The 24,958-nt window shown below is 66.0% G+C and carries 19 protein-coding genes, 1 tRNA gene, 1 pseudogene and 1 other annotated feature; of the genes and pseudogenes, 16 read left to right on the plus strand and 5 right to left on the minus strand.

Going from position 1 to position 24,958, the window contains the following annotated elements:
* Positions 1-403 precede the first annotated feature (403 nt).
* The 3 genes from OCUBac02_RS03405 to OCUBac02_RS03415 form a co-directional block, all read right to left on the minus strand.
* Positions 404-1,813 carry an amidohydrolase family protein gene (locus OCUBac02_RS03405; RefSeq protein WP_173043463.1) on the minus strand — a complete coding sequence of 470 codons (1,410 nt, stop codon included), beginning with the start codon at positions 1,811-1,813 and terminating at the stop codon, positions 404-406.
* A 107-nt stretch (positions 1,814-1,920) separates the two neighbouring features.
* Positions 1,921-2,778, minus strand: a complete 858-nt coding sequence (locus OCUBac02_RS03410; protein WP_173043464.1) for a LysR family transcriptional regulator — start codon at positions 2,776-2,778, stop codon at positions 1,921-1,923.
* Between the two features lie 71 nt (positions 2,779-2,849).
* Positions 2,850-3,446 (minus strand): IMPACT family protein, encoded by a 597-nt coding sequence (locus OCUBac02_RS03415; RefSeq protein WP_173043465.1) that lies wholly within the window; start codon positions 3,444-3,446, stop codon positions 2,850-2,852.
* A gap of 150 nt (positions 3,447-3,596) precedes the next feature.
* Between OCUBac02_RS03415 and OCUBac02_RS03420 the strand changes: the two genes are divergently transcribed.
* Positions 3,597-6,167, plus strand: coding sequence for a bifunctional acetate--CoA ligase family protein/GNAT family N-acetyltransferase (locus tag OCUBac02_RS03420; protein ID WP_173043466.1), 2,571 nt, complete (start codon positions 3,597-3,599; stop codon positions 6,165-6,167).
* 71 nt (positions 6,168-6,238) lie between these two features.
* On the opposite strand, the gene OCUBac02_RS03425 is transcribed toward OCUBac02_RS03420, so the two are convergent.
* Positions 6,239-6,559 (minus strand): hypothetical protein, encoded by a 321-nt coding sequence (locus OCUBac02_RS03425; protein WP_173043467.1) that lies wholly within the window; start codon positions 6,557-6,559, stop codon positions 6,239-6,241.
* A gap of 51 nt (positions 6,560-6,610) precedes the next feature.
* On the opposite strand from OCUBac02_RS03425, the gene OCUBac02_RS03430 reads away from it, so the two are divergent.
* The 15 genes from OCUBac02_RS03430 to OCUBac02_RS03500 all read left to right on the plus strand — a co-directional run bounded on the left by OCUBac02_RS03430 (position 6,611) and on the right by OCUBac02_RS03500 (position 23,432).
* Positions 6,611-6,687, plus strand: a tRNA-Arg gene (locus OCUBac02_RS03430).
* A gap of 390 nt (positions 6,688-7,077) precedes the next feature.
* The gene (locus OCUBac02_RS03435; protein ID WP_173043468.1) at positions 7,078-7,584 is read left to right on the plus strand and encodes a 2Fe-2S iron-sulfur cluster-binding protein; all 507 of its coding nucleotides are present in this window, start codon (positions 7,078-7,080) and stop codon (positions 7,582-7,584) included.
* Positions 7,581-8,567, plus strand: coding sequence for an FAD binding domain-containing protein (locus OCUBac02_RS03440; protein WP_173043469.1), 987 nt, complete (start codon positions 7,581-7,583; stop codon positions 8,565-8,567). The genes OCUBac02_RS03435 and OCUBac02_RS03440 overlap by 4 nt, the downstream gene beginning before the upstream one ends.
* A 50-nt stretch (positions 8,568-8,617) precedes the next feature.
* Positions 8,618-10,897 (plus strand): xanthine dehydrogenase family protein molybdopterin-binding subunit, encoded by a 2,280-nt coding sequence (locus OCUBac02_RS03445; protein WP_244639180.1) that lies wholly within the window; start codon positions 8,618-8,620, stop codon positions 10,895-10,897.
* A gap of 155 nt (positions 10,898-11,052) precedes the next feature.
* Complete coding sequence (locus tag OCUBac02_RS03450; RefSeq protein WP_173043471.1) at positions 11,053-11,916, plus strand: tyrosine-type recombinase/integrase; 864 nt, start codon at positions 11,053-11,055, stop codon at positions 11,914-11,916.
* 15 nt (positions 11,917-11,931) lie between these two features.
* Complete coding sequence (locus tag OCUBac02_RS03455) at positions 11,932-13,146, plus strand: IS91 family transposase (RefSeq protein WP_173043472.1); 1,215 nt, start codon at positions 11,932-11,934, stop codon at positions 13,144-13,146.
* A 500-nt stretch (positions 13,147-13,646) separates the two neighbouring features.
* Positions 13,647-14,486, plus strand: a complete 840-nt coding sequence (locus OCUBac02_RS03460) for a transporter substrate-binding domain-containing protein (protein ID WP_173043473.1) — start codon at positions 13,647-13,649, stop codon at positions 14,484-14,486.
* A 31-nt stretch (positions 14,487-14,517) separates the two neighbouring features.
* Complete coding sequence (locus tag OCUBac02_RS03465; RefSeq protein WP_173043474.1) at positions 14,518-15,216, plus strand: amino acid ABC transporter permease; 699 nt, start codon at positions 14,518-14,520, stop codon at positions 15,214-15,216.
* A 35-nt stretch (positions 15,217-15,251) separates the two neighbouring features.
* On the plus strand, positions 15,252-15,914 hold the full coding sequence (locus OCUBac02_RS03470) for a GntR family transcriptional regulator (RefSeq protein WP_173043475.1): 663 nt from the start codon (positions 15,252-15,254) through the stop codon (positions 15,912-15,914).
* Positions 15,904-16,668, plus strand: coding sequence for an amino acid ABC transporter ATP-binding protein (locus OCUBac02_RS03475; RefSeq protein ID WP_173043476.1), 765 nt, complete (start codon positions 15,904-15,906; stop codon positions 16,666-16,668). Before OCUBac02_RS03470 ends, OCUBac02_RS03475 begins: the two co-directional genes overlap by 11 nt.
* Before the next feature lie 87 nt (positions 16,669-16,755).
* Entirely contained in the window at positions 16,756-17,922 is a 1,167-nt protein-coding gene (locus OCUBac02_RS03480) for a mandelate racemase/muconate lactonizing enzyme family protein (RefSeq protein ID WP_173043477.1), read from the plus strand.
* A 259-nt stretch (positions 17,923-18,181) separates the two neighbouring features.
* The gene (locus tag OCUBac02_RS03485) at positions 18,182-19,051 is read left to right on the plus strand and encodes a MurR/RpiR family transcriptional regulator (RefSeq protein ID WP_173043478.1); all 870 of its coding nucleotides are present in this window, start codon (positions 18,182-18,184) and stop codon (positions 19,049-19,051) included.
* Positions 19,048-20,373 (plus strand): aspartate aminotransferase family protein, encoded by a 1,326-nt coding sequence (locus OCUBac02_RS03490; protein ID WP_173043479.1) that lies wholly within the window; start codon positions 19,048-19,050, stop codon positions 20,371-20,373. Before OCUBac02_RS03485 ends, OCUBac02_RS03490 begins: the two co-directional genes overlap by 4 nt.
* A 12-nt stretch (positions 20,374-20,385) precedes the next feature.
* Entirely contained in the window at positions 20,386-21,870 is a 1,485-nt protein-coding gene (locus OCUBac02_RS03495) for a M81 family metallopeptidase (protein ID WP_173043480.1), read from the plus strand.
* Positions 21,870-23,432, plus strand: a complete 1,563-nt coding sequence (locus OCUBac02_RS03500; protein WP_173043481.1) for an ABC transporter substrate-binding protein — start codon at positions 21,870-21,872, stop codon at positions 23,430-23,432. The genes OCUBac02_RS03495 and OCUBac02_RS03500 overlap by 1 nt, the downstream gene beginning before the upstream one ends.
* A 203-nt stretch (positions 23,433-23,635) precedes the next feature.
* Here the strand turns inward: OCUBac02_RS03500 and OCUBac02_RS03505 are convergent.
* Positions 23,636-24,905, minus strand: a pseudogene (locus OCUBac02_RS03505) (IS3 family transposase).
* Positions 24,467-24,621 (minus strand) — a sequence feature (AL1L pseudoknot). It overlaps the preceding pseudogene by 155 nt.
* Positions 24,906-24,958 lie beyond the last annotated feature (53 nt).

Here is a 24,958-nt window from a genome sequence, read left to right on the forward strand (position 1 = left end):
GCCCGATCAGCGTGATGAAGACACGCAGGGCCAGCATGTTGGTGATGCGCCGCGCCAGAGATGCGCTCCGACGAAGCCGCCGAGCGCGCAGGAAACGCTGAGCACCAGCGCCAAGCGCCAGTCGACCAGCCCCGCGACGGAATAGTCGCGACCGAAACCGCCGAGAGGATCGTCGACATCAGGCTCTTCAGCCCGTTCATCTCATGCAGATCGGTCAGGCCGCCTCCCTCGCGCAGCACGCGGCGCACCAGCGCTGGGCCGGCGACGGAGTTCAGCGCGCCGGCAGCCAGGCCCGCGACGACAAGAACGATACTCGATTCCATGAGACCTCCCCGATCGCGCCTGGATTGCCCAAATCGAACAGGTCTGCAAGCCGGCCGGCAGGCCGAGCTCCGAAGGCTCGTCAGGCCGCGCTGACGCCGCTGAAGACCATGCGGCCGCGATGGAAGGTCGCGCTGCGCTCCGGCAGACGCGCCACCGCCTCGGCCGAGCAGCTCGCCGGGACCAGCGTGAAATCGGCGGATTCGCCGGCCTTGGGCCAGGCCCGCTCGCCCTTGTCGGTGAGCGGCAGCACGCCGCCGGTGGCGATCGCCAGCGCACGGGACAGGCGGAACTCGTCACTGCCGCGATAGAGCTGCGCGTAGAGATTGGCCTTTTCGAGCATGTCGGCGCGGCCGAAGGGCGACCAGTGGTCGGTAACGCTGTCGGTGCCGGTCATCACGAACACGCCCTTGGCGCTGAGCTGCGGCAGCGGCATCGTCGAGGCGCCGAGCGGCACCGTGGAGGCGACGCTCATGCCCTGTGTGGCCATGCGCGTCGCGGCTTCGTCGAGCGCGCCCGGCGACATCGTAGCCAGCGCGAAGCCGTGGCTGATCGTGACCTTACCGCGCAAGGCCGGGTTCTTCTCGACGGTCGCGATCATGTACAGGATCGCTGCGACGCCGGCCGGGCTCGACTCGTGCAGATGGATGTCGACGCCCTTGCCGGTGTCGAGCGCGATCTGGAACATCGCGTCGAGCGACTTCTCCATGGCGCCGTCGACATTGGTCGGGTCGAGGCCGCCGACGAAGTCGACGCCCATGCTCATCGCCTCGCGCATCAGCGTGTCGACCTTCGAGAGCAGCAGGCCGTGCTGCGGAAAGGCGACGATCTCGCAAGAGAAGTCGTCGCGATGCTTCTCCAGCGCGCGCTTGAGGTTTTCAAGGCTCTTCAACCCGCTGACCGGGTCGATATTGCAATGGCTGCGGGCGACCGTGGTGCCCTTGGACTGGAGCAGGGCGATGAGCTGCTCGGCATGCTTCTGCGAGTCCGGCAGCAATTGCGGGATCAGCTTCTCCTCGCGCGCGATCATGTCGAGGACGGTCTTGCCCTGCCGCGGCAGCGGTGCTTGCCAGGCGCGGCCATAGAAAGTCTTGTCGAGATGGATATGCATGTCGCGCATCGCGGGCAGGGCGAGATGGCCATGGGCCTGGTAGCTCGGCACGCCTGCCGGCAGCGCGGCGCCGGCGGCATGGATCGCGGCGATCCTGCCGGCTTTGATCTCCAGCGTGTGAAGGCCGGAGTGCGTGCCCGTCACGATGTCGCCATCGTAGACGAAGCCTTCTTCGAGGCGGACATCGGTCAGGAGATAATGCTGTTCTGTCGGGATGCGCTTGCCGGCCTCGGATGCTGGTTTGGCGGAGGCAGGCTTTGCATTGGCCTGCTGCGCCTGCGCGGCCCCGCCCGAAAATCCCGCCATGACGGCGCAGGCCGTGGCGAGGCCACCCGTGCGGCCGATGAACGAACGCCTGCTCTGATGATGTGCCAGTTCCATGGTCGCCGCCTCCTTGTGATCGTTGCCGGTGCCATAGGCCCGAAACCGACATTCTGGCAGCGATATTTGGCAATGCTGGCGATTGCGGCCGTCAATGCTGCGGCCATTTACGCTTCGAGATGGCAATAGGCGATCAGCCGCTGCGCCAGAATCGCGGTCGAGGCCGGGGCCTCGTCGCGATGGTACAGCGCGAGCTCGAAATCGGTGATCTCGGCGAGGCCGTCCGCCGCGCCGAGGACCCGATGGCCGGGCAGGCGGCAGCTTGCGGGCAGCAGGGTCATGCCGAGCCCGGCCGCCGAGGCGGCGGCGAGCGCGGCGAGGCTGCCGCTGCAATAACCGATGCGCCAGCGCATGCCGAGCGCATCGAGCGCCCCACACAATTCGTCGCGATAGAGCCCGCCGAGCGGGAACATCGCCAGCGAGACCGGCGCGCGCTCGATCGCAGGATGCGCCAGGCTGTCGAGCCAGAGCAGCCGCTCGCGCCGGGCGGCGCGCGGCGGCTGGCCGCGCCGCTGCTTCACCAGCACCAGGTCGAGCTCCTCGCGCTCATAGGCGCTGCGCAGGTCGGCACTCAGGCCGCTGCTGACATCGAGCCGCAGATGCGGATGCTCCCGGCTGAACACGGCGAGCAGGTCGATGGTCGGCACGGCGAAATCCTCGGGCATGCCCAAGCGCAGCACGCCGTCCCGCCAGACGCCGGTCAGCGCATCATGCGCCTCCTCGTTGAGGGCGATGATGCGCCGCGCATAGCTCAGCAGCCGCTCGCCCTCCTCTGTGAGCTGGACCTGATGCGACGAGCGCTCCAGCAGCGGGCAGCCCAGCAAATCCTCGAGGCGCTTGACCTGCAGGCTGACGGTGGATTGCGAGAGCGAGACCCGATCCGCTCCGCGCGTGAAGCTCAGCGTCTCGCAGACGGCGACGAAGCTGATCAGCACCTGCGGATTGAACATCGGATAGCGATTCATGCGTTTGTCGCTCCGGGATCCCCGCGAACCCCGTGATTATCGCGACAGACGGTGCCCCTGCAATGAACCCGCTAGATATTCCAATCGATCAGGGCGCGCCCGCTGGTGAGATCGGTGATCAGCCGGGCCATAGCGTCGGCCTGGTCCTTCGGGACGGAGACCGACAGCACGGCGCCGGCATCCGTGAAGGCCTGGCCGCTGATCGTCATGCCGGGCAGCGCGCCGAGCCGGGCTCCGACAAGGGCCAGATCGCCGAAGCCGCAGGTGATCGCGGCCGGGACCGTCTCGATCAGCGGCAGCTTCGCCGCCTCGCGCAGGCACTGGGCGGCGCTGCCGCCATAGGCCCGGATCAAGCCGCCGCTGCCCAGCAGGACGCCGCCGAACCAGCGCGTGACGACCACCACGACGCCGTCGAGCCCTTGGCCGTCGATGGCGGCGAGGATCGGCTTGCCGGCGGTGCCGCTCGGCTCGCCATCGTCGTTGAAGCGATAGTTCTGGCCGAAGCGCCAGGCCCAGCAATTGTGAGTGGCGGCCGGATCGGATTGCGCCGCGATGAAGTCCCTCGCCGCGGCCTCATCGGCAACGGGACCGGCAACCGCCAGGAAGCGGCTCTTCTTGATCTCCTGCCGGATCGATGTAACCCCGACGAGGGTAAGGCGCGTGACCATGGCGCCCTGTAACACGCTCCGCGCGAAGAGGAACCCGGTTCGCGGCATCCGGGATCGGCGCTGTCGAGGCCGGGCATCCGGCGAAGGCCTCTGGCCTGATGGCCGAGAATCGCGTCTGTTGGCCTGACCCAAACCCGAAACGGCCGATCAATGACGCTCGCCCTGCTCAGACGCGCGCTCGAACCCATGACGGTGACGGCCATCGCCGGCACGACTGAGACGGATGTGCTTGTGGCGCAAATCCGCGCCGAGACCTATCGCGGCACGCTCACGGTGCTGGCCGATGCGGGCGGTCTCGCAGCGCTGCCTCCCTGTGATCTTCTCATCGCGCCGGCGGCGGTTGCGGAGCAGGTATCATTGGCTGTGGCTGGACGCGGTTGTGCCGGGCTTCTCGTGCCCGACGGGGATGCTGCCGATGCCGGGCGCCTGCGGAAAGCGGCGCGGGCCGCGGGGCTGCGCTTGATCGGCCCGTCCTCGCTCGGCCTCGCCGCGCCGCGCCTCGGCCTCAATGCGACGGCGGTGCCGGTGCATCTGGCCCCCGGTTCGCTTGCCCTCGTCGCGCAGTCGAAATCCGTGGCGGCCGGAATCCTGGCCTGGGCCGGCCGGCGCGGGATCGGCTTTGCCGGCGCCGTGGTCCTGGGGGAGGGCGCCGATGTCGACATCGCCGATTGCCTCGATCATTTCGCCGCCGATCCATCGACCCGGACGATCCTGCTGGCGATCGACGATGTCACCGATGCAGCGCGCTTTCTCTCCTCCGCGCGCGCCGCCGCGCGGCTCAAGCCGGTCCTGGTGCTGAGGCCGCCGCGCCATGAGCCGCCCTGGCCGGCCCTGACGCATTCGGCCCTGATCGTGACCAGCGACGCGGCGCATGATGCCGCCTTCCACCGGGCCGGGTTGCTGCGTGTCAGCGATCTCGACGAGCTCTTCGCGGCGGCCGAGACGCTGGGACGGGCGCGTGCCGCCGATGCCGGCCGGCTCGCGATCGTCAGCAATGGCGATGGGCTGGCAGCGCTCGCAGCCGCGCGGTTGCGGCTGGCGGGAAGCATGGACGGGCGGCTGCGCGAGCCCGTGATCGTCCGCACGGCGCAGGATTATCATCAAGCGGCCGCGTCTCTGCTGGCCGAGAGCGATGTCGACGCCGTGCTGGCGCTCAACGCCCCGCTCGCGCCGGACGATTCCGCCGATTGCGCGCGCGCCCTGGCCGGGGCTCGCTCGGCTGGACCGGCATCCAAGCCGGTTCTGGCTGTCTGGGTCGGTGGCGGCGAGGAGATGGCGGGAATTTTCGCGACGGCCGGCATTCCCTCCTTCGCCACGGAGCAGGATGCGATCCTCGGCTTCCAGCATCTGACGCGGCATGCCCGCCTGCTCAAGGAGCTGATGGCGACGCCGCCTGTGCTCGATGAAAACGATCAGCCGGATATCGAGGCCGCCGCTGCGCTCGTCGAGCGTGCGATCGCGCAGGGACGCGCCTGGCTCGAACCGGACGAGGTCGCGGAGCTGCTCGCCCTGTTCCGGATTCCGGCGCTCAGCCTCGTCATCGTGGCGGATGCCACGGCCGCCGCTGAAGCCGCGAGGGCTCAGTTCGCGGCTGGCCGCACCGTCGCCCTCAAGATCGTCTCACCCGATATCGCGCATAAGTCGGATGTCGGCGGCGTCGAGCTCGATCTCGCCAATGAGGAGGCGGTGCTGGAGGCCGCCGGCCGCATGGCGGAGCGCCTGCGGCAGCAGCGTCCCGAGGCGCGGCTGGCCGGTTTCATGGTGCAGCCGATGGCGCATCGGGCCAAGGCGCGCGAACTGATCGCCGGCTTTTCCGTCGATCCCTGCTTCGGCCCGGTCATCGTCTTCGGGCGCGGCGGCACGGCGGCGGAGCTCATCGCCGATACGCATGTGGCGCTGCCACCGCTCGACCTCGCCTCGGCCGAGAGCCTGATCGCCCGCACGCGGGTCTCCCGCATCCTCGCCGCCTATCGCGACGTCCCGGCCGCCGACCGGCGCGCGATCGCGGCCGTGCTGGTAGCGCTCGGCACTATCGCCACGGCGCTGCCGCAGATTCGCGCGATGGATCTCAACCCGATCCTGGCCGATGCCAACGGCGTCGTCGCGGTCGATGCGCGCATCGTGCTGGAGCCGGACCCGACGCGGCGGCGCCGGCCGGCGATCCGGTCCTATCCCGGCATCTGGACCCTGCAACTGGTGCTCGGCGAGCGGCGCTTCTTCGTCCGCCCGATGAAGCCGGAGGACGAGTTGCTGATCGGTGCGATGCTGGGGCGGGTCACGCCTGAGGACTTGCGCTTGCGCTTCTTCGCGCCGCTGAAATCGTTCAGCCACGCCTTTCTCGCGCGCCTGACCCAGCTCGACTATGCGCGGGAGATGGCTTTCGTCGCGATCGAGGAGGGCAGTGGCGATGCAGCCGGCGTCGTGCGCCTCCATGCCGATCCCGGCCATGTCGAGGCCGAGTATGCGATCCTGCTGCGCTCAGACCTCAAGGGCATCGGGCTCGGCCGCGCGCTGATGGAACTGATCATAGACTGGGCCAAGGCAGAGAGGCTGCAGCGCATCCATAGCCAGGTCCTGGCCGAGAATGGGCCGATGCTCGCGCTCTGCCGCGACCTGGGCTTCGAGATCGCGCTCGATCCCGACGATATCTCGGTCAGGCGCGTCACGCTCGACCTGACACTGGCGAGCAGCAAGGGGAGGACGAGCCCTGGTCCGTATTGAGCATCGTCGGCTTGGCGAAGCGGGCGCGTGATTCTTGACGGCCTCGCTGCAGAAGGCGGTCTGCGTCGCCATCAAAAGGCGCTGCCGCTATTCGAAGCCGGTTGAGCTCTGTAGTCCCATGCCAGGAGGCTTCGGCTGAAGTTGTCGAGGACGGCGGCGAGGTGAGAGTCTCTCGCGACATCGCGTTCGCGGTTGGGGCAATATTGCAGTACCTGGCCTTCGACGAAGGAATATTCCAGATGCGACGTGGCGATCCGGCCCATCACAGTCGGATCGGCGATCGTCCGGGTCCGACCATTGCAGAGGCCCCTTTCGCCTTGAGGACCGGCAGCGTAGTTGCGCCGTGAGCGCTCGCCGGCCCCTTTGCCTTCGGAGAACTGCGCGCGGTCCAAAATCCCGCATTGCCGAAGCAATTGGGATCGGCTATCCAGCCTGCACGGTTAGCGCCCGTAGCTCAGCTGGATAGAGCGTTGCCCTCCGAAGGCAAAGGTCACACGTTCGAATCGTGTCGGGCGCGCCACTTAACTACCTAGAATTATTGACTTCTTGTCTGCGGTCTGCATCACGCCGATCCTGAGCCGTTTTTCCAATAGCCACCTGGTAGCCACGGCACGATGTCAGTGGCAGCGTCCTGTACGAAGCCAGATCCGGTGTGCTGGTTGACTCGGTGACCTCGTCGGGTCCGCGCCATTAACAGCCTCTGGCTCATTGCCCAGAAGTGGACACTGTCCTTTAGGTGCTCGGCCAGTTTGAACGACGACGGGTCCAGCTTCGTGCTGACTTCGACGAATATCGTCATGCAGACGCTGGAAGAGCGCGGGCACAGTCTCCCGCCATGCGGAAGCGAACCGATCGCCAATCCCCGCGTTGCGAACTGGAATGAAGTGAAAGTCCAGTCCGGGAGCGTGACATGCGGTTCTCCATCAACGGGGCGTCCGTCGAGATCGACGTCGATTCGCGAACGTCCCTGCTCGATCTCCTGCGCGACCATCTCGGCCTGACGGGCTCGAAGAAGGGCTGCAACCAGGGCGCCTGCGGAGCCTGCACCGTGCTGGTCGATGGCCAGCGCATCAATTCCTGCCTCGCTCTGGCGGTTCAGTACCAGGAGCGCGAGGTCACGACCGTCGAGGGGCTGGGGGCGCTCGAAGCGCTCGCTCCGCTGCAGGAGGCCTTCATCGAGCGTGACGGCTTCCAGTGCGGCTATTGCACGCCGGGCCAGATCTGCTCGGCGGTGGCGATGGGGGACGAGCTGAAGCGCGGCCTGCCCAGCCATGTCACGCCGGATCTCGATGCCGACGCGATCGTACCCGATCGAGACGAGCTGCGCGAGCGCATGAGCGGCAATCTCTGCCGCTGCGGCGCCCATAACGGCATCATCGACGCTATCGCATCCGTCTACGGGGAGGCTGCGCGATGACGCCCTTCAGCTACGAGCGCGCCGCCGACGCCGCTGATGCGGTGCGGCGTGCCGCCGGGCCGGCCGCCAAATATCTCGGGGGCGGCACCAATCTCGTCGACCTGATGCGCGAGACGATCGAGCGGCCGCGGCGGCTGGTAGACGTGACGGGGCTCTCGACCGAGATCGCGAAGAACGCAGATGGCGGCCTGGTCATCGGCGCGGCTGCCCGCAACACGGCCGTCGCCGAGCATCGGCTCGTGCGCCGGCGCTACCCCATGCTCGCGCGCGCTATCCTGGCCGGCGCCAGCGCCCAGATCCGCAACATGGCGACCGTCGGCGGCAACATCCTCCAACGCACCCGCTGCATCTATTTCTACGACGACGAAGGCTCCCGCTGTAACAAGCGCGAGCCCGGCGAGGGCTGCGACGCCATCGGCGGCTTCAACCGCAACCACGCCATCCTCGGCGCCTCACCGTCCTGCATCGCCACGCATCCCTCCGACATGGCCGTCGCGCTGGTGGCTCTGGATGCTATGGTTCACCTGCGCAGCGCAGGCGGGGAGCGCAGCCTGGCGCTGGCCGAGCTCTACCGGCCGCCCGGTGATCGGCCCGACATCGAGACCGTGCTGGGGCCCGGCGAGCTCGTGACCCGGATCACCCTCCCGGCCGGGCCGCTCGCCGCACGGTCCGACTACCGCAAGGTTCGAGACCGGGCGAGCTACGCCTTCGCGCTCGTCTCCGTCGCCGCCGCGCTCTCCGTGGAGGACGGGCGCGTCGCGGCTGTGCGCCTTGCTTTCGGCGGCGTCGCGCACAAGCCCTGGCGAGCCTGGAAGGCCGAGGCGGCGCTGCGCGGCTCGCGACCCGAGGCGAAAGCCTTCGCCGCTGCGGCCGAAGCGGAGCTCGCCGCGGCTGAACCGCTGAAGGGAAACGCCTTCAAGCTCGACCTGCTGCGCCGGACGACGGTCGCGGTGCTGGAAAAATTGGCGGGAGATCGCGCATGAGCATCCTCGATGACGCCAAGCAGCTCGCCCAGGGCATCGCCCAAGCCGCGATGGCGAAGGCGGTCGCGCTGGCGCCGGATAGCTGGATCCCCGGCGGAGAGCCCGATCCACTGATCGAGCAGCGGCACGGCCATGTTGGCAAGCCGGTCTCGCGGCTGGATGGCCCGCTGAAGGTCACAGGTGGCGCATCCTTCGCCGCCGAGTTCCCGATGGAGGGCATGGTCTATGCGGCGGTCGCCTACAGCACCGTCGCCAAGGGTCGGATCGCGGAACTCGATACCGCCGCGGCCGAGGCCGCGCCGGGCGTCGTCCTGGTCATGACCCATCGCAACACGCCGCGGCTGAAGCCGACGCCAGTCTTCCTGTCGGCGCAGAAGGCCTCGGGCGGCGATGCGCTTCCAGTGATGCAGGACGGCCAGATCCACTGGAACGGACAGCCGCTCGCCGTGGTGCTCGCGGATACGCAGGAGCAGGCCGATCACGCCAAGTCCCTGATCCGCATCGGCTACGAAACCGAGGAGGCCGTAACCGACTTTGCGCAGGCGCAGCAGCGCGGCACACGCACGGCCCAGTTCATGGGCCAGCCCTTGCACGACGCTAAGGGCGACGCCGAGGCGGCGCTTGCAAAAGCGCCTGTAAAGGTCGACGCGCTCTATACGACGCCGCGGCACAACCACAATCCGATCGAGCTCCACGCCGTGACTTTGGCTTGGCAGGGCGAGACGCTGCGCGTGCACGACAGCCAGCAGATGGTCGCTCACTGCGCCTGGACGCTGGCCAAGGTCTTCGACATCGCCGAGGATCAGGTCGTCGTGACCTCGCCCTTCGTCGGCGGTGGCTTCGGCAGCAAGACCCTATGGCAGCACCATATCCTCGCGGCCGCTGCGGCGAAGCTGGCGGGCCGGCCCGTGAGGCTCGTGCTGTCACGCGAGGGCGTCTACCGCGTCGTCGGCGGCCGTTCGCCGACGCAGCAGCGCGTGGCGCTGGGCGCGAACCCCGACGGCCGGCTGACGGCGCTGATTCATAGCGGCACGACAGTCAAGACGGCGCACAACGCCATGCCCGAGCCCTTCATCCTGCCGACGCGCAGCGCCTACACCGCCGAGACGATCCTACTCGACGTGCAGCAGGTCGAGCTCGACATGGTGAGCAACACCTTCATGCGCGCGCCGGGCGAGGCGGTCGGCACCTTCGCGCTGGAATGCGCGCTGGACGAGCTTGCCCATGAGCTAGGCATCGACCCGGTTGAGTTGCGCATCCGCAACGAGCCGAAGGAAGATCCGACGTCGGGCCTGCCCTTCTCCGCGCGCCATATCGTCGAGGCGTGGCGAGCGGGGGTCGAACGCTTCGGTTGGAGTCGTCGGAACCCGCAGCCCGGCGTCGTACGGGAGGGCGAATGGCTCGTGGGGATGGGCTGCGCCACCGCGACCTATCCTTATTACCGCATGCCCGGCGGCGCCGCGCGCCTCACAATCACCCGGGAGGGACGCGCCACGGTCGACGTCGCAGTCCATGAGATGGGCATGGGCACGGCGACGGTGCAGACGCAGGTCACGGCCGAGCGGCTCGGCCTGCCGATGGAGGCGATCCGCTTCAATTACGGCGACTCGACCCTGCCCGGTGTCATCATGGCCGGCGGCTCACAGCAGACCGCCGCGACCGGCGCCTCGGTGATCGCCGCCTACAACAAGCTCGTCGGCGAGCTTTTGACGCTCGCCGGCAACGATTCGACGCTTGCCGGGCTCAAGCCGGAAGAGGTCGCCAGCCGCGATGCTGGCCTGTGCAAGCGCGATGAGCCGGAACGCTACGAGAGCTATGCCTCGATCCTCAGCCGTGCCCGGCGGGACGAGGTCAGCGTCGTGGCCGAGCCGCCGCAGCCACTTGAGATGATGCATTGGTCGATGCACAGCCATGGCGCGATGTTCTGCGAGGTGCGCGTCAACGTCGTCACCGGCGAGCCGCGCGTCTCGCGCTTCCTCGGCTCCTTCGACTGCGGCCGCATCCTCAATCCCAAGACCGCAGCCAGCCAGTTCCGCGGCGGCATCATCATGGGCCTGGGCCTGGCGCTGATGGAAGAGACCCAATTCGACGAGCGCAGCGGGCGCATAATGAATCCGAGCCTCGCCGAATATCACGTGCCGGTGCATCTCGACGTGCCGGAGATCGATGTGATCTGGACCGATATTCCCGACCCGCACACGCCGATGGGCGCACGCGGCGTGGGCGAGATCGGCATCACCGGCACGGGTGCGGCGGTCGCGAACGCCATCTTCAACGCCACTGGCAAGCGCGTCCGCGATCTGCCAATCACCCTCGACAAGCTGATGTGACAAATAGGGCGTTTTGCCGTTCCGTGGACATTGCGCCATAGGACTAAGCCGCTCTCGCGGCAGGGCGCTGCGGCGCGGTCATTGCTGAGATTTCGCCTGTGAGGCGCTGCATCCGAGGATTTCGGGGTCGTTTCCCCTGATCCCTGGAGGCCTCCATGACCGATGCCGTCACCGTCAGTCCGCTGCGTCAGCGGATGATCGAGGACATGACCATCCGCCGGTTTGGCGAGCATACGCAGCGCGATTATGTGCGGCAGGTCCGTGAGTTCACCGCCTTCCTCGGCCTGCCGCCGGACCGGGCCGAGCCTGAGGATCTGCGGCGCTACCAGCTCCACCTGGCCTCGCTCGGTGCCAGCTACGCGCGGATGAACCTGGCCTGCACCGCACTGCGCTTCTTCTTCCATGTCACGCTGGGACGGACCGGCTTCGGTGACCGCATGGCGCGGATCCCGACGCCGGAGCGGTTGCCAGTCGTGCTGGACACGCAAGAGGTGGCGTTGCTGCTGGCCCATGCGCGGAGCCTGAAGGACCGGGCCGCGCTGAGTATCGCCTATGGCTGCGGCCTGCGCGTGTCGGAGATCGCCAACCTCAAGGTCGCCGACGTCGACAGCGCGCGCATGCTGATCCGGGTCGAGCAGGGCAAGGGCCGCAAGGACCGCTATGTCATGCTCGCGCCCGACCTGCTCGACCTCCTGCGGCAATGGTGGCGGGTGAAGCGCCCGCGTGGCTGGCTCTTCCCCGGCCAGCAGCCGGGCCAGCCGATCACGACGCGCCAGCTCAACCGGGCCTGTCATGCCGCAGCCGTTGCGGCCAAGCTCGACAAGCGGGTGTCCATGCACACGCTGCGGCACAGCTTCGCCACGCATCTGCTGGAGCGGAAGACCGATATCCGGGTGATCCAGGTCCTGCTCGGCCACAGGAAGCTCGACACCACCGCCGTCTACACCCGCGTCGCGCTGAAGACGCTGCGCGAGGTGACCAGCCCGCTCGCGCTGCTGGCGCCGCCGCCGCCGCCGTAACGCTCCGCGCCGATCATGGCGCGGCCTTCGCTGGAGGTCGCGGACATCCTGAACCGACATGGCGACGCCTTCCTCGCGCGCCATCGGCTCAGCCGTGGCCAGCTCAAGGTGATCGGTGCAATCCGGGCCTGCCGGACGGCTGCGCTCGGCGGCCATGTCATGGCCTGCGGCGACTGCGATCACGCGACGATCGCCTATAACTCCTGCCGCAACCGGCACTGCCCACGATGCCAGGGCGCGGCGGCGAAGGACTGGCTCGCGGACCGGCAGGCCGACCTGCTGCCCGTGCCCTACTATCATCTCGTCTTCACCCTGCCGGCACCGGTCGCGGCCATCGCCTTCCAAAACAAGGCCGCCGTCTACGGCCTTCTGTTCAAGGCAGCAGCCGAGACGCTCGCCACCATCGCGAGCGATCCCCGGCATCTCGGTACCCGCATCGGCTTCACCTCGGTGCTGCACACCTGGGGATCGGCGATGACCCATCATCCCCATCTCCACATCATCGCACCCGGAGGCGGATTGTCGCCTGACAGCGCTCGCTGGATCCCGTGCCGGCCTGGCTTCTTCCTGCCCGTGCGCGTGCTCTCGCGGCTGTTCCGCAGGCTCTTCCTCGAAGGGCTCACCGCTCTCAATGCTTCCGGGCGGCTCGCCTTCCATGGCGATCTCGCCCATCTGGCCGAAGCCGAGGCCTTCGCCACCGTGCTGGCGCCGCTGCGACGAGCCGACTGGGTCGTCTATGCCAAGCGCCCCTTCGGCGGACCTGAGGCCGTGCTGGCCTATCTCGCCCGCTACACCCACCGCGTCGCCATCGCCAACAGCCGCATCATTGCCATGGATCGGCACGGGGTCACGTTCCGCTGGAAGGATTATCGCGCCCGCTCCGCCGGCGAGACCTGGCGCAAGACCATGACGCTGACGGCCTTCGAGTTCATCCGCCGCTTCCTGCTCCACGTCCTGCCCGACGGATTCCACCGCATCCGGCATTATGGATTGCTCGCCTCGAGCCGGCGCGCCGGCACCATCGCCCGCATCAGGCAGATCATCGCGGCGCCAACACCGGACGCCATGACGGCAGATCGTGGAGCAGAGATCTCGGCCGAACAATCCGATCCGGTCGATGAGCGGAGGCCTCCTTGCCCGTGCTGCGGTGGCCGCATGATCCTCGTCGAGCGCTTCGCACCGGGCACAGCGCCGCGCACCATCCTCGCCGTCAGAATCGACACCTCATGACGATGGCGCCGGGACGACACCCCGAGGAAGCGCCGCCGATCTCGGCCAGAGAGCGGGCGATCCTGTTCGCCCCAGTCGCGGAAATGGAGATCGCGGTGGGCCCGGATACGTCCGATGGGCAGCCAAGCGCGGGCTCCCGGGCATCAAGGTCGGAGCATCGCGCCGCCGTTACGCGCCTCGCGCGCTCCCGCAGACCACGCCGCTCAGCGAAATCCCCATAGCCCACGGCCTCGGGCCGCGGCTTCCTCCACTGGAGGTTCTCAGACGCGGGCCCAAGAGCCGCGCCATCAATGCTGCGCAAGGGCCCGCATCTGAGACCCTTCACAATAGCTGACCTCAGCACTCTTCCTTAAAGCGGACTTTCGCGTCTTCGAGGCGTGTAGTCGGGTTCCATCAACCTGCCCCCAGCAGATGCCCGGTTGACAACATAGAGCACCAGCGCATTATGTCATGGTTGATTGCTGACAATCGACCATGACAAGAAATGGGGACGAACTGCTATGAACTCGAAGACTCTGAATTCGACCCTTGCATTCTTGGGCGCCACCCTGGGGATGGCTGTTGCCCCTTCGATGGCCCAATGCCTGCCCGCGCCTCCTAGCTTGGTCGAGGCTGGCCACCTGACCGTGGGTACTTCACTGACAGCCCCTCCGATGGGTTTCATGAAGGACGACACGCCGTCAGGCTTCGATCCCGAGTTCATCACGGCCGTGGCCGAGAAGATGTGCCTCAAGACCAAGATCGTGAATGTCACCTTCCAAGGATTGTTTCCGGGTCTCATCGCCAAAAAATTCGACGTGATCGCCTCGCAGATCGGCATCACCGAGCCCCGCAAGGAGATGTTCGATTTCGTCCCCGTGTTCGTCGGCGGCCTTCGCCTGGTGACGCAGAAGAACAGCGGCTTGAAGTTCCAGACGGAAAGCGACGTTTGCGGACATGCAGCCAGCATCGTGGCTGGATCCACCCAGATGGCGGCGCTTGAGCGCGTCAAAGGCGACTGCCCTGCCGGCAAACCGATGACGCTCAAGGTCTTCACCAACCAGAGCGAGGCGCTGAACGAAGTCGCCAAGGGCACGGTCAACGTTGCTTATGTCGACTGGCCGGTCGCGGCTTACCTGATCCAGCAGCGCCCACAGGACTTCGTCGAAGCGAGCCCGGTTCTGAGCGGCAAGGGGCCGAACACCGAGCGCAATCGCAATGGCATCGTCATTCGGAAAGGTGAAACGGCAACGCAGGACGCCGTCGCAGCGGCGGTGAAGGCGGCTATGAGCGCGGGCGCCTACGAAGGAATCCTGAAGAAGTGGAATCTCGCCGACGGGGACGTTCGCAAGGCCAACTGAGCAAAAACTCACGGAACCGAGGAAGGCAGCAATGCGCTTCGATCTCGACTATTTCCTGAGCCTGCTGTTCTCGACGCGCTTCTTCGAGCCCGTCGCGATCGTGATCATCGTGGCCGCTACGGCCATGGTGATCGGCGTGCTCATCGGCACGGTGGGCGGCATCGTCCTCAACTCGCCGGTCCCGCTGCTACAGAGGCTGGTGAAGCTATACGTCACAACCATCCGCGGTGTGCCGGTGCTCGTTCAGATCGTCTTCTGGTACAACGGGCTGCCGGCTCTCACCGGCGGTGCGATCAACCTCTCGGCCTATGCGGCCGGCATCATCGCACTGGGGGTCAATGAGGGCGCGTATATGACGGAGATCGTCCGATCGGGCATCCAATCGGTCGACCGTGGCCAGCGCGAAGCCTCACAGGTTCTCAGCCTGAGCTACCGCTCCATGATGATGAAGGTGATCCTGCCGCAGGCGATACGGATCGCGATCCCGCCGACGGGCAACCAGGTTGTCAACCTGCTCAAGAACACGTCGCTCCTTTTCACGATCGCCATTCCTGAGATCTTTGCGACGGGCACGAACCTGTTCAGCGCGAATTTCAAGTACTTCGAGGTCATCGCTGTGGTCGCCATCTGGTACCTGCTGCTGGCGATTGCGTACGGCTTTATCCAGCGGGCCGTGGAACGTCGCTTCGCCAAGGGCAGGCGCGACCTTTATGATCTTGCTGCGGCGTGATCTGGTCGCCTGGATTTGAGGAAAGCACCCACGCCATGAGCCTGACCGCATTGAAGCGACAGCCCGCCGAACAGCTGGCTACAGAGGCGCTGAAGGAGTCCATTCTCGCAGGAGATCTGAAACCCGGTGAGCGGCTGACCGAAGCGGCGCTGGCGGACCAGTTCGCCGTCTCGCGGGGCACGGTTCGCACTGCGCTTCACCAGCTCAGCCGCGATCGCCTGGTGGTCCTGACGCCTTATACGGGCTGGGCCGTAGCCACTATCGATCGCCAGGATCTCTGGGAAATCTATACGCTGCGCAGCAGCCTGGAGCGCCTTGCCGCGCGGTTGGCAGCCGAGCGGATCGACGATAAGGGGCGAGCTCGCCTAATCACGGTCCGGGATGCATTCTTCGCTGCTTGCGAACGATCGGATGTTGAAGTCGCGGTCGACCACGACTTTTCGCTCCACCGCACGATCGTCGAGCTGTCGGGCAATAAACGCCTTCTCGATCAGTACCTCATGGTCGAGCAGCAGATCCGCCTCTTCATCAACTCGACCTACGCGTCCGCCCCGAACCTGTCGGTGGCGATCGACCACCACTCTCCGATTATCGACGCTGTTCTCGCCGGTGATGGCGCTGCCGCGGCCGGACATAGCGAACACCACATTCTCAGCGAGGGCGAGCGCGTGCTCGCGATGGTGAAGGATGCCGATTGAAGCCACAGCAGCCGAAGCCGGTCGCGAGGCGGTCATCGCTCTTGAGGGACTGAACAAGTGGTTCGGTGCGATGCACGTCCTCAAGGACGTGTCACTGTCCATAGACAAGGGCGAGAAAGTCGTGATCTGCGGACCATCCGGATCGGGCAAATCGACCCTCATACGCTGCATAAACGGCCTCGAGCAGCACCAAGGTGGGCAGATCAGCGTCGAGGGTGTCGAGCTGGGACCGAAGACCCTCGCCCAGGTGCGACGTGAGGTCGGGATGGTCTTCCAGTCCTTCAACCTCTTCCCTCATCTGACCATCAAGGAAAATTGCATGCTCGCGCCGATGGAGGCGCGAGGCCTGTCCAAAAAGGAAGCCGAGGAGCGCAGCATGGACTACCTTCGCCGTGTCCATATCGCTGAGCACGCACACAAGTACCCTTCACAGCTTTCGGGCGGGCAGCAGCAACGCGCGGCGATCGCTCGGGCGCTCTGCATGCAGCCGCGTATCATGCTGTTCGATGAACCTACCTCCGCTCTCGATCCCGAGATGATCTCCGAGGTGCTCGATACGATGATGGAACTGGCTGCATCCGGCATGACCATGGTCTGCGTTACGCATGAGATGGGATTTGCTCAGAAGGTCGCGGATCGGGTCGTTTTCATGGACCAAGGCGCCATTGCGGAAGTGGGGCCGCCAAAACAGCTCTTTCAATCTCCGTCTTCGGAACGGCTCGCGCTGTTTCTGAAACGCATCCTCACTCACTGAAAGCTTCACAGCTCGGCAGAAGATCCAAGGCGCCATGTGCAGTGGCGTCGGCGGGATCCCTGTGCCTTAGGCGGAAAGGACATTCTCGTGCTCACAATCGACAACCTGCGGGTCTTCAACATCCGAGGTGGCGGTCTCCATCCCGTTCTCGTCGAGCTTTCGACCAGGGATGGCATCAAGGGTTATGGCGAGGCCGCCGTCGCCTATGGCATTGGCGCGAACGCCGCAGCCGGCATGCTTAGCGACCTGGCACACAAGGTCGTAGGTCAGGACGCCACCTACCCGCGCAACATTTGGCACGAGATCTACGATAACTCTTTCTGGACCAAGGGCGGTGGCGCGATCGTGTTCGCAGCGTTGAGCGCTATCGACCAGGCATTGTGGGACATCAAGGCAAAATCGCTCGGGGTCCCGGTCTATGAGCTCTTTGGCGCCAAGTTTGAGAGCTCGCTGGAGGTCTACGCCAATGGCTGGAACACGGATCACGACGACGCGATGGAGTGGGCTAAGGCCGCCGAGCGCCCATTGAAAGACGGTTACACCATCTTGAAGTGCTATCCCTTGGCGACCCGCCAGGAGGGTGGGACCTTGCGGCACGTCCAACGTCGTTCGCTAAGCACCGAGGAGTTCAAGCGAGCGATCAATCGCGTTCGGGCGCTCCGGAAAGTGGTCGGCCCGGATATCAGCCTGATGTTCGACCTCAGCGGCGGTCTAAATAACGATCAGCTGATCCGGTTCATGGACGTCTGCACGGAACTCGACGTGACCTGGGTCGAGGAGCCCGTTGACCCCTTCAACATTCAGGGCCTGCGGAATTTTGCAGGGCGGTGGCCGATCCCGATCGCCGCTGGCGAACGGGTCTATACGCGGCAGGGCTTCAGGAATTTGCTGGAGACGGGAGGGATCGACATCGTCATGCCTGACGTGGGCAACTGCGGCGGCATCTTTGAGGCGGTTCAGATTGCCGCGATGGCCGAGAGCTACAACGCCCGCGTCTCTCCCCACAATTGCGCCAGTTCCCTCTGCACGGCTGCGACGGTGCAGGTCTGGGCAGCGTCCGGCATGGGCATGCCGCTGGAGACATATCCGTATTTCTCGGATGCAAACGATTATGTCCAGGTCCTCGCCAATCCACCCGAGAAGGCGGTGGTCAAGGGCCGTCTCGCGGTCCCGACAGACCCGGGTATCGGCGCCGAAATCAATCTCGAGGCGGTCAATCCGTTCCGCTGCTTCGATTTCAAAGCGGACGCCTGAAACGACCCAAAAAATTGGCCGCACGCTGTTTCAAGCGTGCGTGCCGTCGGCGTCGCGCCACTTCCGGACATGGAGCGGTCCGCAGGAAGCGGACGCTGAGCGTGTGTCAGTCTGCATAGGTCAGCAGCTTAGCTCTCAGCGCCTCAATCTGCAGGTCGGTGGTAGGGTTCGGCATACCTCGTAAGAGGCAGACGGACCCCATTGACTTGTGATGCCCCATGACGAAACATTCGTTTCGCAACTTCAAGAACGAGAGAACATGCGTACCGCAACCGCTGATACTGTGGCCCTCCTTACCGCCGCTCTGCGCCGCCTGCCGCCACAGCAGGCGGACGCGGCGCGCTTCGTCATCGGGCGCAGCTTCGAGGCGGCAACAATGCCGATGCGCGGGTTGGCCCGGGCCGCAGGACTGCCGCCAGCGACGTTCACGCGGCTTGCCCAGTCGCTTGGCCTTCCAGGTTGGGATGAGTTACGCGCCGGCCTGATCGCCGACACGCGCGAGAACCTCGGCGCGCGGCGGCCCTTCTCAGTTAGGCCCCTGCCGGAGCGAGGCACGGAGCCGCTCGCAGGCGCCATGATCGCGGCCGATCGGGCTATTCTTGATCATCTCGATGCCGAGCGGATCGAGCAGGCAGCGGCGCTGCTGGAGGCGGCGCCGCGCGTTCTCGTCGCCGGCTTTCGGAGCTGCCATGCCCCGGCGCTGTTGTTTCACTACCAGTATCGGCTGTTCCGCCCGGACATCGCGCTGATGGGGGGCGTTGGAGGCGTGCTCGATGTCGAACTCGGTGCGCTCAAGGCCGGCGATGCACTGTTGCTCTTCGGCTTTGATCCCTATTCGCGCGACGGCCTGCTCTGCGCGGAGGCTGCGGCCGATGCTGGCGCCAAGGTCGTCGCGGTGGTCGACCGCCCCGACGCCCCTGTCGCCGAGGGCGCGGCGGTGGTGCTCACCTTCGGTACGGATTCGAGCGGCTTCTTCCCCTCGCTTACCGGTTGCATCGCGCTGGTGCAGGCGCTCGCCGCGACGCTCTACTCGCGCGCTGGCGACGCCGGACGCGAGCAACTGCGCCGCACCGAGGCGCGCATCGCCGCACATACGCCCTATCTCGAAACCGGCTCGCGCCGGCGATGACACGATTGCTGCACCGCTCGCCGGCCTCGCCGCCGCCGATCGCCGCCGAAGGCAGCGGCATCCTGCTCCAGACCGCCGACAGGCGCGCGATCATCGACGCGGCTGGCGGCGCCGCGGTCTCCTGCCTCGGTCATGGCCATCCTGCGGTCGTCGCAGCGATCCGGGAACAGGTCGGCAAGCTCGCCTATGCCCATACTGGCGCCTTCAGCAGTGCGCCGGCGGAGGAACTCGCGGACTGCCTCGTCGGTCACGAACCAGGCGGGTTGAGTCATGCCTATTTCGTCTCTTCGGGTTCCGAGGCCTGCGAAGGCGCCTTCAAGCTGGCACGGCAGTATTTCCTCGAGATCGACCAGCCGGGCCGGACACATTTCATCGCGCGGCGCCAGAGCTATCACGGGAACACGCTCGGAGCGCTGGCGGCGGGCGGCAATGCGAGCCGCCGCGCTCCCTATACGCCGCTCCTGCCCGAGAGCTTCAGCCATGTCTCGGCGCCGAATGCCTATCGCAGGCCGGCCGGCACGAGCGAGGCAGATTTCGTCGATAGTCTCGAAGCCGAGCTGGAGGCCGAGTTCCAGCGCCTCGGGCCCGGCAGCGTCGCCGGTTTCGTCGCCGAGACGGTGATCGGCGCGACGGCCGGCGCCATGCCGGCGCCGGCCGGCTATCACGCCATGGTCCGCCGCCTTTGCGATCGCCACGGCGCGCTGCTCATCCTCGACGAAGTGATGTGCGGCATGGGCCGGACCGGGACCATGCATGCGTGGGAGCAGGATGGCGCCAGCCCCGATCTACAGACCGTCGCCAAGGGGCTGGGCGGCGGCTACCAGCCGATTGCCGCCGTGCTGATGCGGAAGCCGATCTTTGCCGCGATCCGCGCGGGCAGCGGCCGGCTTTGGCACGGCCATACCTATATGAACCACCCAGTCGCATGTGCCGCAGCCCTCGCCGTGCAGCGGACCATCGCATCCGAGGGTCTGCTCAGTCGGGTTCAAACGATGGGCGAGCGGCTCTCGCAGCGGCTCAACGCCCGCTTCGGCAACCATCCCCATGTCGGGGACATCCGCGGCCGTGGCCTGATCCAGGCGATCGAGCTCGTCTCCGATCGCTCGGCAAAGGAGCCTTTCGACCCGGCGCTCCGGCTCAACGAGCGGGTCAAGCAAGCTGCCTTCGATCTCGGCCTCGCCTGCTACCCCTCCGGCGGCACGGCCGACGGGGTCCGCGGCGACCATGTACTGCTCGCCCCGCCCTATATCGTCACGGCCGAAGAGATCGACCGGATCGTCGAAATTCTCGGCGAGGCGGTCGATCTGGCTCTCGCTTCCTGAAGGTCATTACCGATGCCGCGTCTCGCCGTTGCCCGGTTCTCGCATGAAGGCAATTCCTTCTCGCCGGTGATAACCGGGCTCAACGAGTTCCGGCGTGAATGGTATCAGGGCCAGGAGGCCGAGGCTGTCTACCGCGGCACCACGACCGAGGGCGGCGGCGCCGTAGCGTTTCTCGACGCCCATCCCGAATGGCGTGGCACTTTCCTTCGCATGGCGGGCGCGACGCCAGCCGGCCCGGTCACCCGCGAGGCCTACGATGCGATCCTCGACGAGATCGTCGCCGATCTGATCCAAGGCGAATGGGACGCGGTGTTTCTCTCGCTGCACGGCGCGATGGTGGTCGAAGGCATGGATCTCGCCGATTATGAGATCGTCCGGCGCGTCCGAGAGGCAATAGGGCCCGAGATACCTTTCGGCGTCAGCTTCGACCTGCACGCCAATCTTGACCCGCGCATCGCCGATCTCGTGACCTTCGCGGCCGGTTTCAAGGAACATCCTCATGTCGACATGAAGGAGACCGCCGAGCTAGTGCTCGACGTGCTCGACCGCACTGTGAAAGGCGAGGTCCACCCCGTCGGTCACATCGCCAAGCTCGACGCGATCCTGCCCAGCATCAATATGCGGACTGCGGAGGGGCCTATGGCGGAGCTGGAGGCTTTCGCGCGCGGTCTCGAATTCGATCCGCGCATCCTCGATGCCTCGCCGTTCGGAGGCTTCTCCTATGGCGACACGATCGTCGCGGGCGCCGGTGCGCTGGTTTACGCCGATGGCGACAAGGAGCTGGCGAAGCGTGCCGCCGAGCGCATCGTCGAGGAGACCCGCCGGCGGCTCGGCCGATTCTACATCTCGCTCCCCGATGCAGCCACGGGCATCGCGCAGGCTCTCAAACTCGGGCGGGAATCGCAGCCTGTCGCGGTGATCGATTCAGGCGACAACCCGCTCTCCGGCGGTATCGGCGATACGCCGGAAATGCTGCGGGCGCTGTTGGAAGCCGCCCCTCAAGTATCGACCGTCTTGGCCTTCTTCGCCGATCCCGCGCTGGTCGAGCGCTGCATCGCAGCGGGCGAGGGCGCCGCGATCAGCGGCACGCTCGGCGGCCGGATCAGCGCCGAATTCGGCCCGCCGGTGCCATTCTCCGGGACCGTCCTCAGGCTGACGGACGGCCATTATGTCAATAGTGGCCCGATGATGCGCGGCCTGCCGATGACGCTCGGGCCGACGGCCGTGATCGGAATCGGACAGGTCAGGGTGATCGTCACCACCGCCTGCGGTTCGGCGCACGACCCGGCGTTCTACGCGCTCCATGGGGTTGATTTCATCGAGGTCGCGCTGCTCTGCGTCAAGGCGAAGAACCATTTCCGCGCCGCCTTCTCTGCGATCTGCCCGGCCATGATCGACATCGACGCGCCTGGGCCGGCGGCGCTCGATATCAACCGCTTTCCGTTCCGCCTCGCTCCATCCACCCTTTACCCACTCCATATCAGGGAGGCTTCGTGATGAGACGCCGTGACTTCCTCGCCGCCGCCGCGGCGACCGCCATCGCCCGCCCTGCACTCTCGCAGAGCCGCCAGCGCGTCCTGAAGTTCATCCCACAGGCCGACCTCGCCAATCCCGATCCGATCTGGACCACTGCGACCGTCGCCTACAACCATGGCTTCATGGTCTGGGATACGCCCTATGCGCTCGATGCGAACTACCGGCCCAGGCCGCAAATGGTCGCCGGTCATGAACTGTCGGATGACAGGCTGACATGGCGCTTCACTCTGCGCGACGGCCTGATCTTCCATGATGGTGAACCGGTGCGATCGATCGACCTCGTCACCTCCATCCATCGCTGGGCGAAACGCCGGCCGCTCGGCCAGCTGATGATGAGCTATGGTGCGGAGTTCACCATCGAGAGCGACAAGGTCTTCACGGTCCGGCTGAAAAAGCCCTTCGGGCTGATGCTGAACGCGCTCGCCGATTACTGCTTCATCATGCCGGAGCGCATCGCGAAGACCGACCCGTTCAAGCAGATCTCGGAATATGTCGGATCCGGCCCCTATCGCTTCCTGCGCGACGAATGGAAGCCCGGCGCTGGCGCTGCCTATGCCCGTTTCGATCGCTATGTGCCGCGCCAGGAGGAGACGAGCCTGCTCGCCGGGGGACGCATTGCCCATTTCGACAGGATCGAATGGATCGTGATGCCCGACCCAGCCTCTGCCGCCGCCGCCTTGCAGACTGGCGAGGCTGATTGGCTGGAGAGTCCGTTGCCGGACCTGCTGCCGATCCTTCGCAACAACCCCGCGACCCGCGTGCTACGCAACGACCGCATTGGCGCCATCGGCATGGCAGCGATCAACCACCTGCACCCGCCTTTCAACAACCGCAAGCTGCTACAGGCGGTCCTGACGGCGGTCGACCAGAAGGAATTCATGCAGGCTGCCTTCAATAATGAGCCCGAGTTATTCACAACCGGCGTCGGTGTTTTCACCAAGGGTCTGCCAATGGACAATGACGAAGCCATCGGCGCCTTCAAGGCCGACATCGCGTTGGCGAAGAAGATGGTCGCAGAGAGTGGCTACAAGGGCGAGCGAGCAGTGCTGATGGCGCCGGGCGATCAGGCGGTGCTTGGCACGTTTGCGCCGGTGATGGCGGCGACGCTGGAGCGTATCGGCATCAATGTCGACCATGTCACCATGGACTGGGGCACGCTGGTGCAGCGGCGTTCCAGCCAGGAACCGGTTGAGAAGGGCGGTTGGTCGATGTTCTGCACCTCCTATACCGGGCTTTCGGTGATGAACCCGGCCGTGCACCTGCCACTGCGCGGCACCGGCAAGGCCGGCTGGTTCGGATGGCCGACCGATCCCGACATGGAAAAGCTACGTGACGCCTGGATCGATGCACCGGACCTCGCCACTCAGAGGCAGATCGCCCGCAGGATGCAGGCTCTCGCCTTCGAAAACGTGCCTTTCATTCCGCTCGGCCAATATTATTTCGCGACGGCGGCGCGTGCCGACCTTACGGGCTTCGTTCCGTGGCCCACACCGATCTTCTGGAACGTCCGCCGCAGCGGCTGAGCGCGAGCAATCCGATGCAGGTAAAGCTCTAAGCTGTCCATATCAGTGAGGCGCCAAATGCAGACATTAAGACATCGCCGGGAAGCGGACATTGGGTGATCAATTCCAATCTCGCCATATACCCTTATCCAGATGAGCTGCTGCACCCGAGCGGCAGCCCACCCTGAACCGCCCCGGGTTCGCCGGAGGCCGTTTGGTTTGAGTCATGCGGCGATGGCTGGCTCGTCCAGCATCGCGTAATAGCGTTCCTCGGCTTCGGTCGGCGGAATGTTGCCTATGGGCTCCAGCAGCCGTCGATTGTTGAACCAGTCGGCCCAGGTCAGCGTCGCGAACTCCACGGCTTCGAAGGATCGCCACGGCCCGCGCCGATGGATCAGCTCGGCTTTGTAGAGCCCGTTGATCGTCTCGGCGAGGGCGTTGTCATAGCTATCGCCAACACTGCCGACGGAGGGCTCGACGCCCGCTTCGGCCAGACGCTCGGTATAGCGGATGCTCACGTACTGGGAGCCACGGTCGCTGTGATGCACTAGGCCGCCTCGATGAACGGGACGACGCTCGTGAAGAGCTTGCTCCAGCGCATCGAGCACGAAGCTGGCATGAGCCGTCCGGCTCACCCGCCACCCGATGATCCGCCGCGCATAGGCGTCGATGACGAAGGCGACGTAGACGAAGCCCGACCAGGTCGAGACGTAGGTAAAGTCCGAGACCCACAGCATGTTCGGCGCCGGCGCATGGAACACCCGGTTGACATGGTCCAGTGGACACGGCGCAGCCTTGTCCTGAACGGTCGTGCGGAGGGGCTTGCCGCGAATGACACCTTGCAGGCCGAGGTCGGCCATCAGGGGTTCGACCGTGCATCGCGCAACGTCGAACCCCTCGCGCAACATCTGCCGCCAGATCTTGCGTGCGCCATAGACCTCGAAGTTCTCGCTGAACACGCGCTCGATCTGCGGCTTAAGCTCCTGGTCCCGCCTCGCCCGAGCCGACAGCTTCCGGGGATCGGTCCGCTTGGCGACATGCTCATGGTAGGTTGACGGGGCGATCGGCAACACCTTGCAGATCGGCTCGACCCCATACGCCCCGCGGTTGTCATCGATGAAGGCGATCATGACCGGTGTCGGCGGTCGAGCTCCTCTCACCCGACAGGCGAATGCATGCATTCGCCGAAAGGGCCTGGGCAAAATACGCCGATGCCTTGCGCAGAATCTCGTTCGCCTGCCGAAGCTCGCGGTTCTCGCGTTCGAGAGCCTTCAGCTTGGCCGCCATCTCCGCCGTCAGCCCGGGCTTGCGACCGCTGTCGATCTCGCCCTTCTTCACCCACTCGCTCAGCGTCTGCGCCGTGCAGCCGATCTTGCCCGAAATCGACGTGATCGCTGCCCAGCGCGACGGATGCTCGGCTTCGTGATCCAGCACCATCCGCACCGCGCGGGCACGCACCTCAGGCGAGAACGTGTTCGTCGTCTTGCTCGTCATAGCCCCATCCTCTCAGGAGTTGGGGCCTCCGACAAACCCGGGGCGGTTCAGTT

The sequence above is a fragment of the Bosea sp. ANAM02 genome, assembly GCF_011764485.1.
In the GTDB taxonomy this organism is placed as follows: Bacteria; Pseudomonadota; Alphaproteobacteria; order Rhizobiales; family Beijerinckiaceae; genus Allobosea.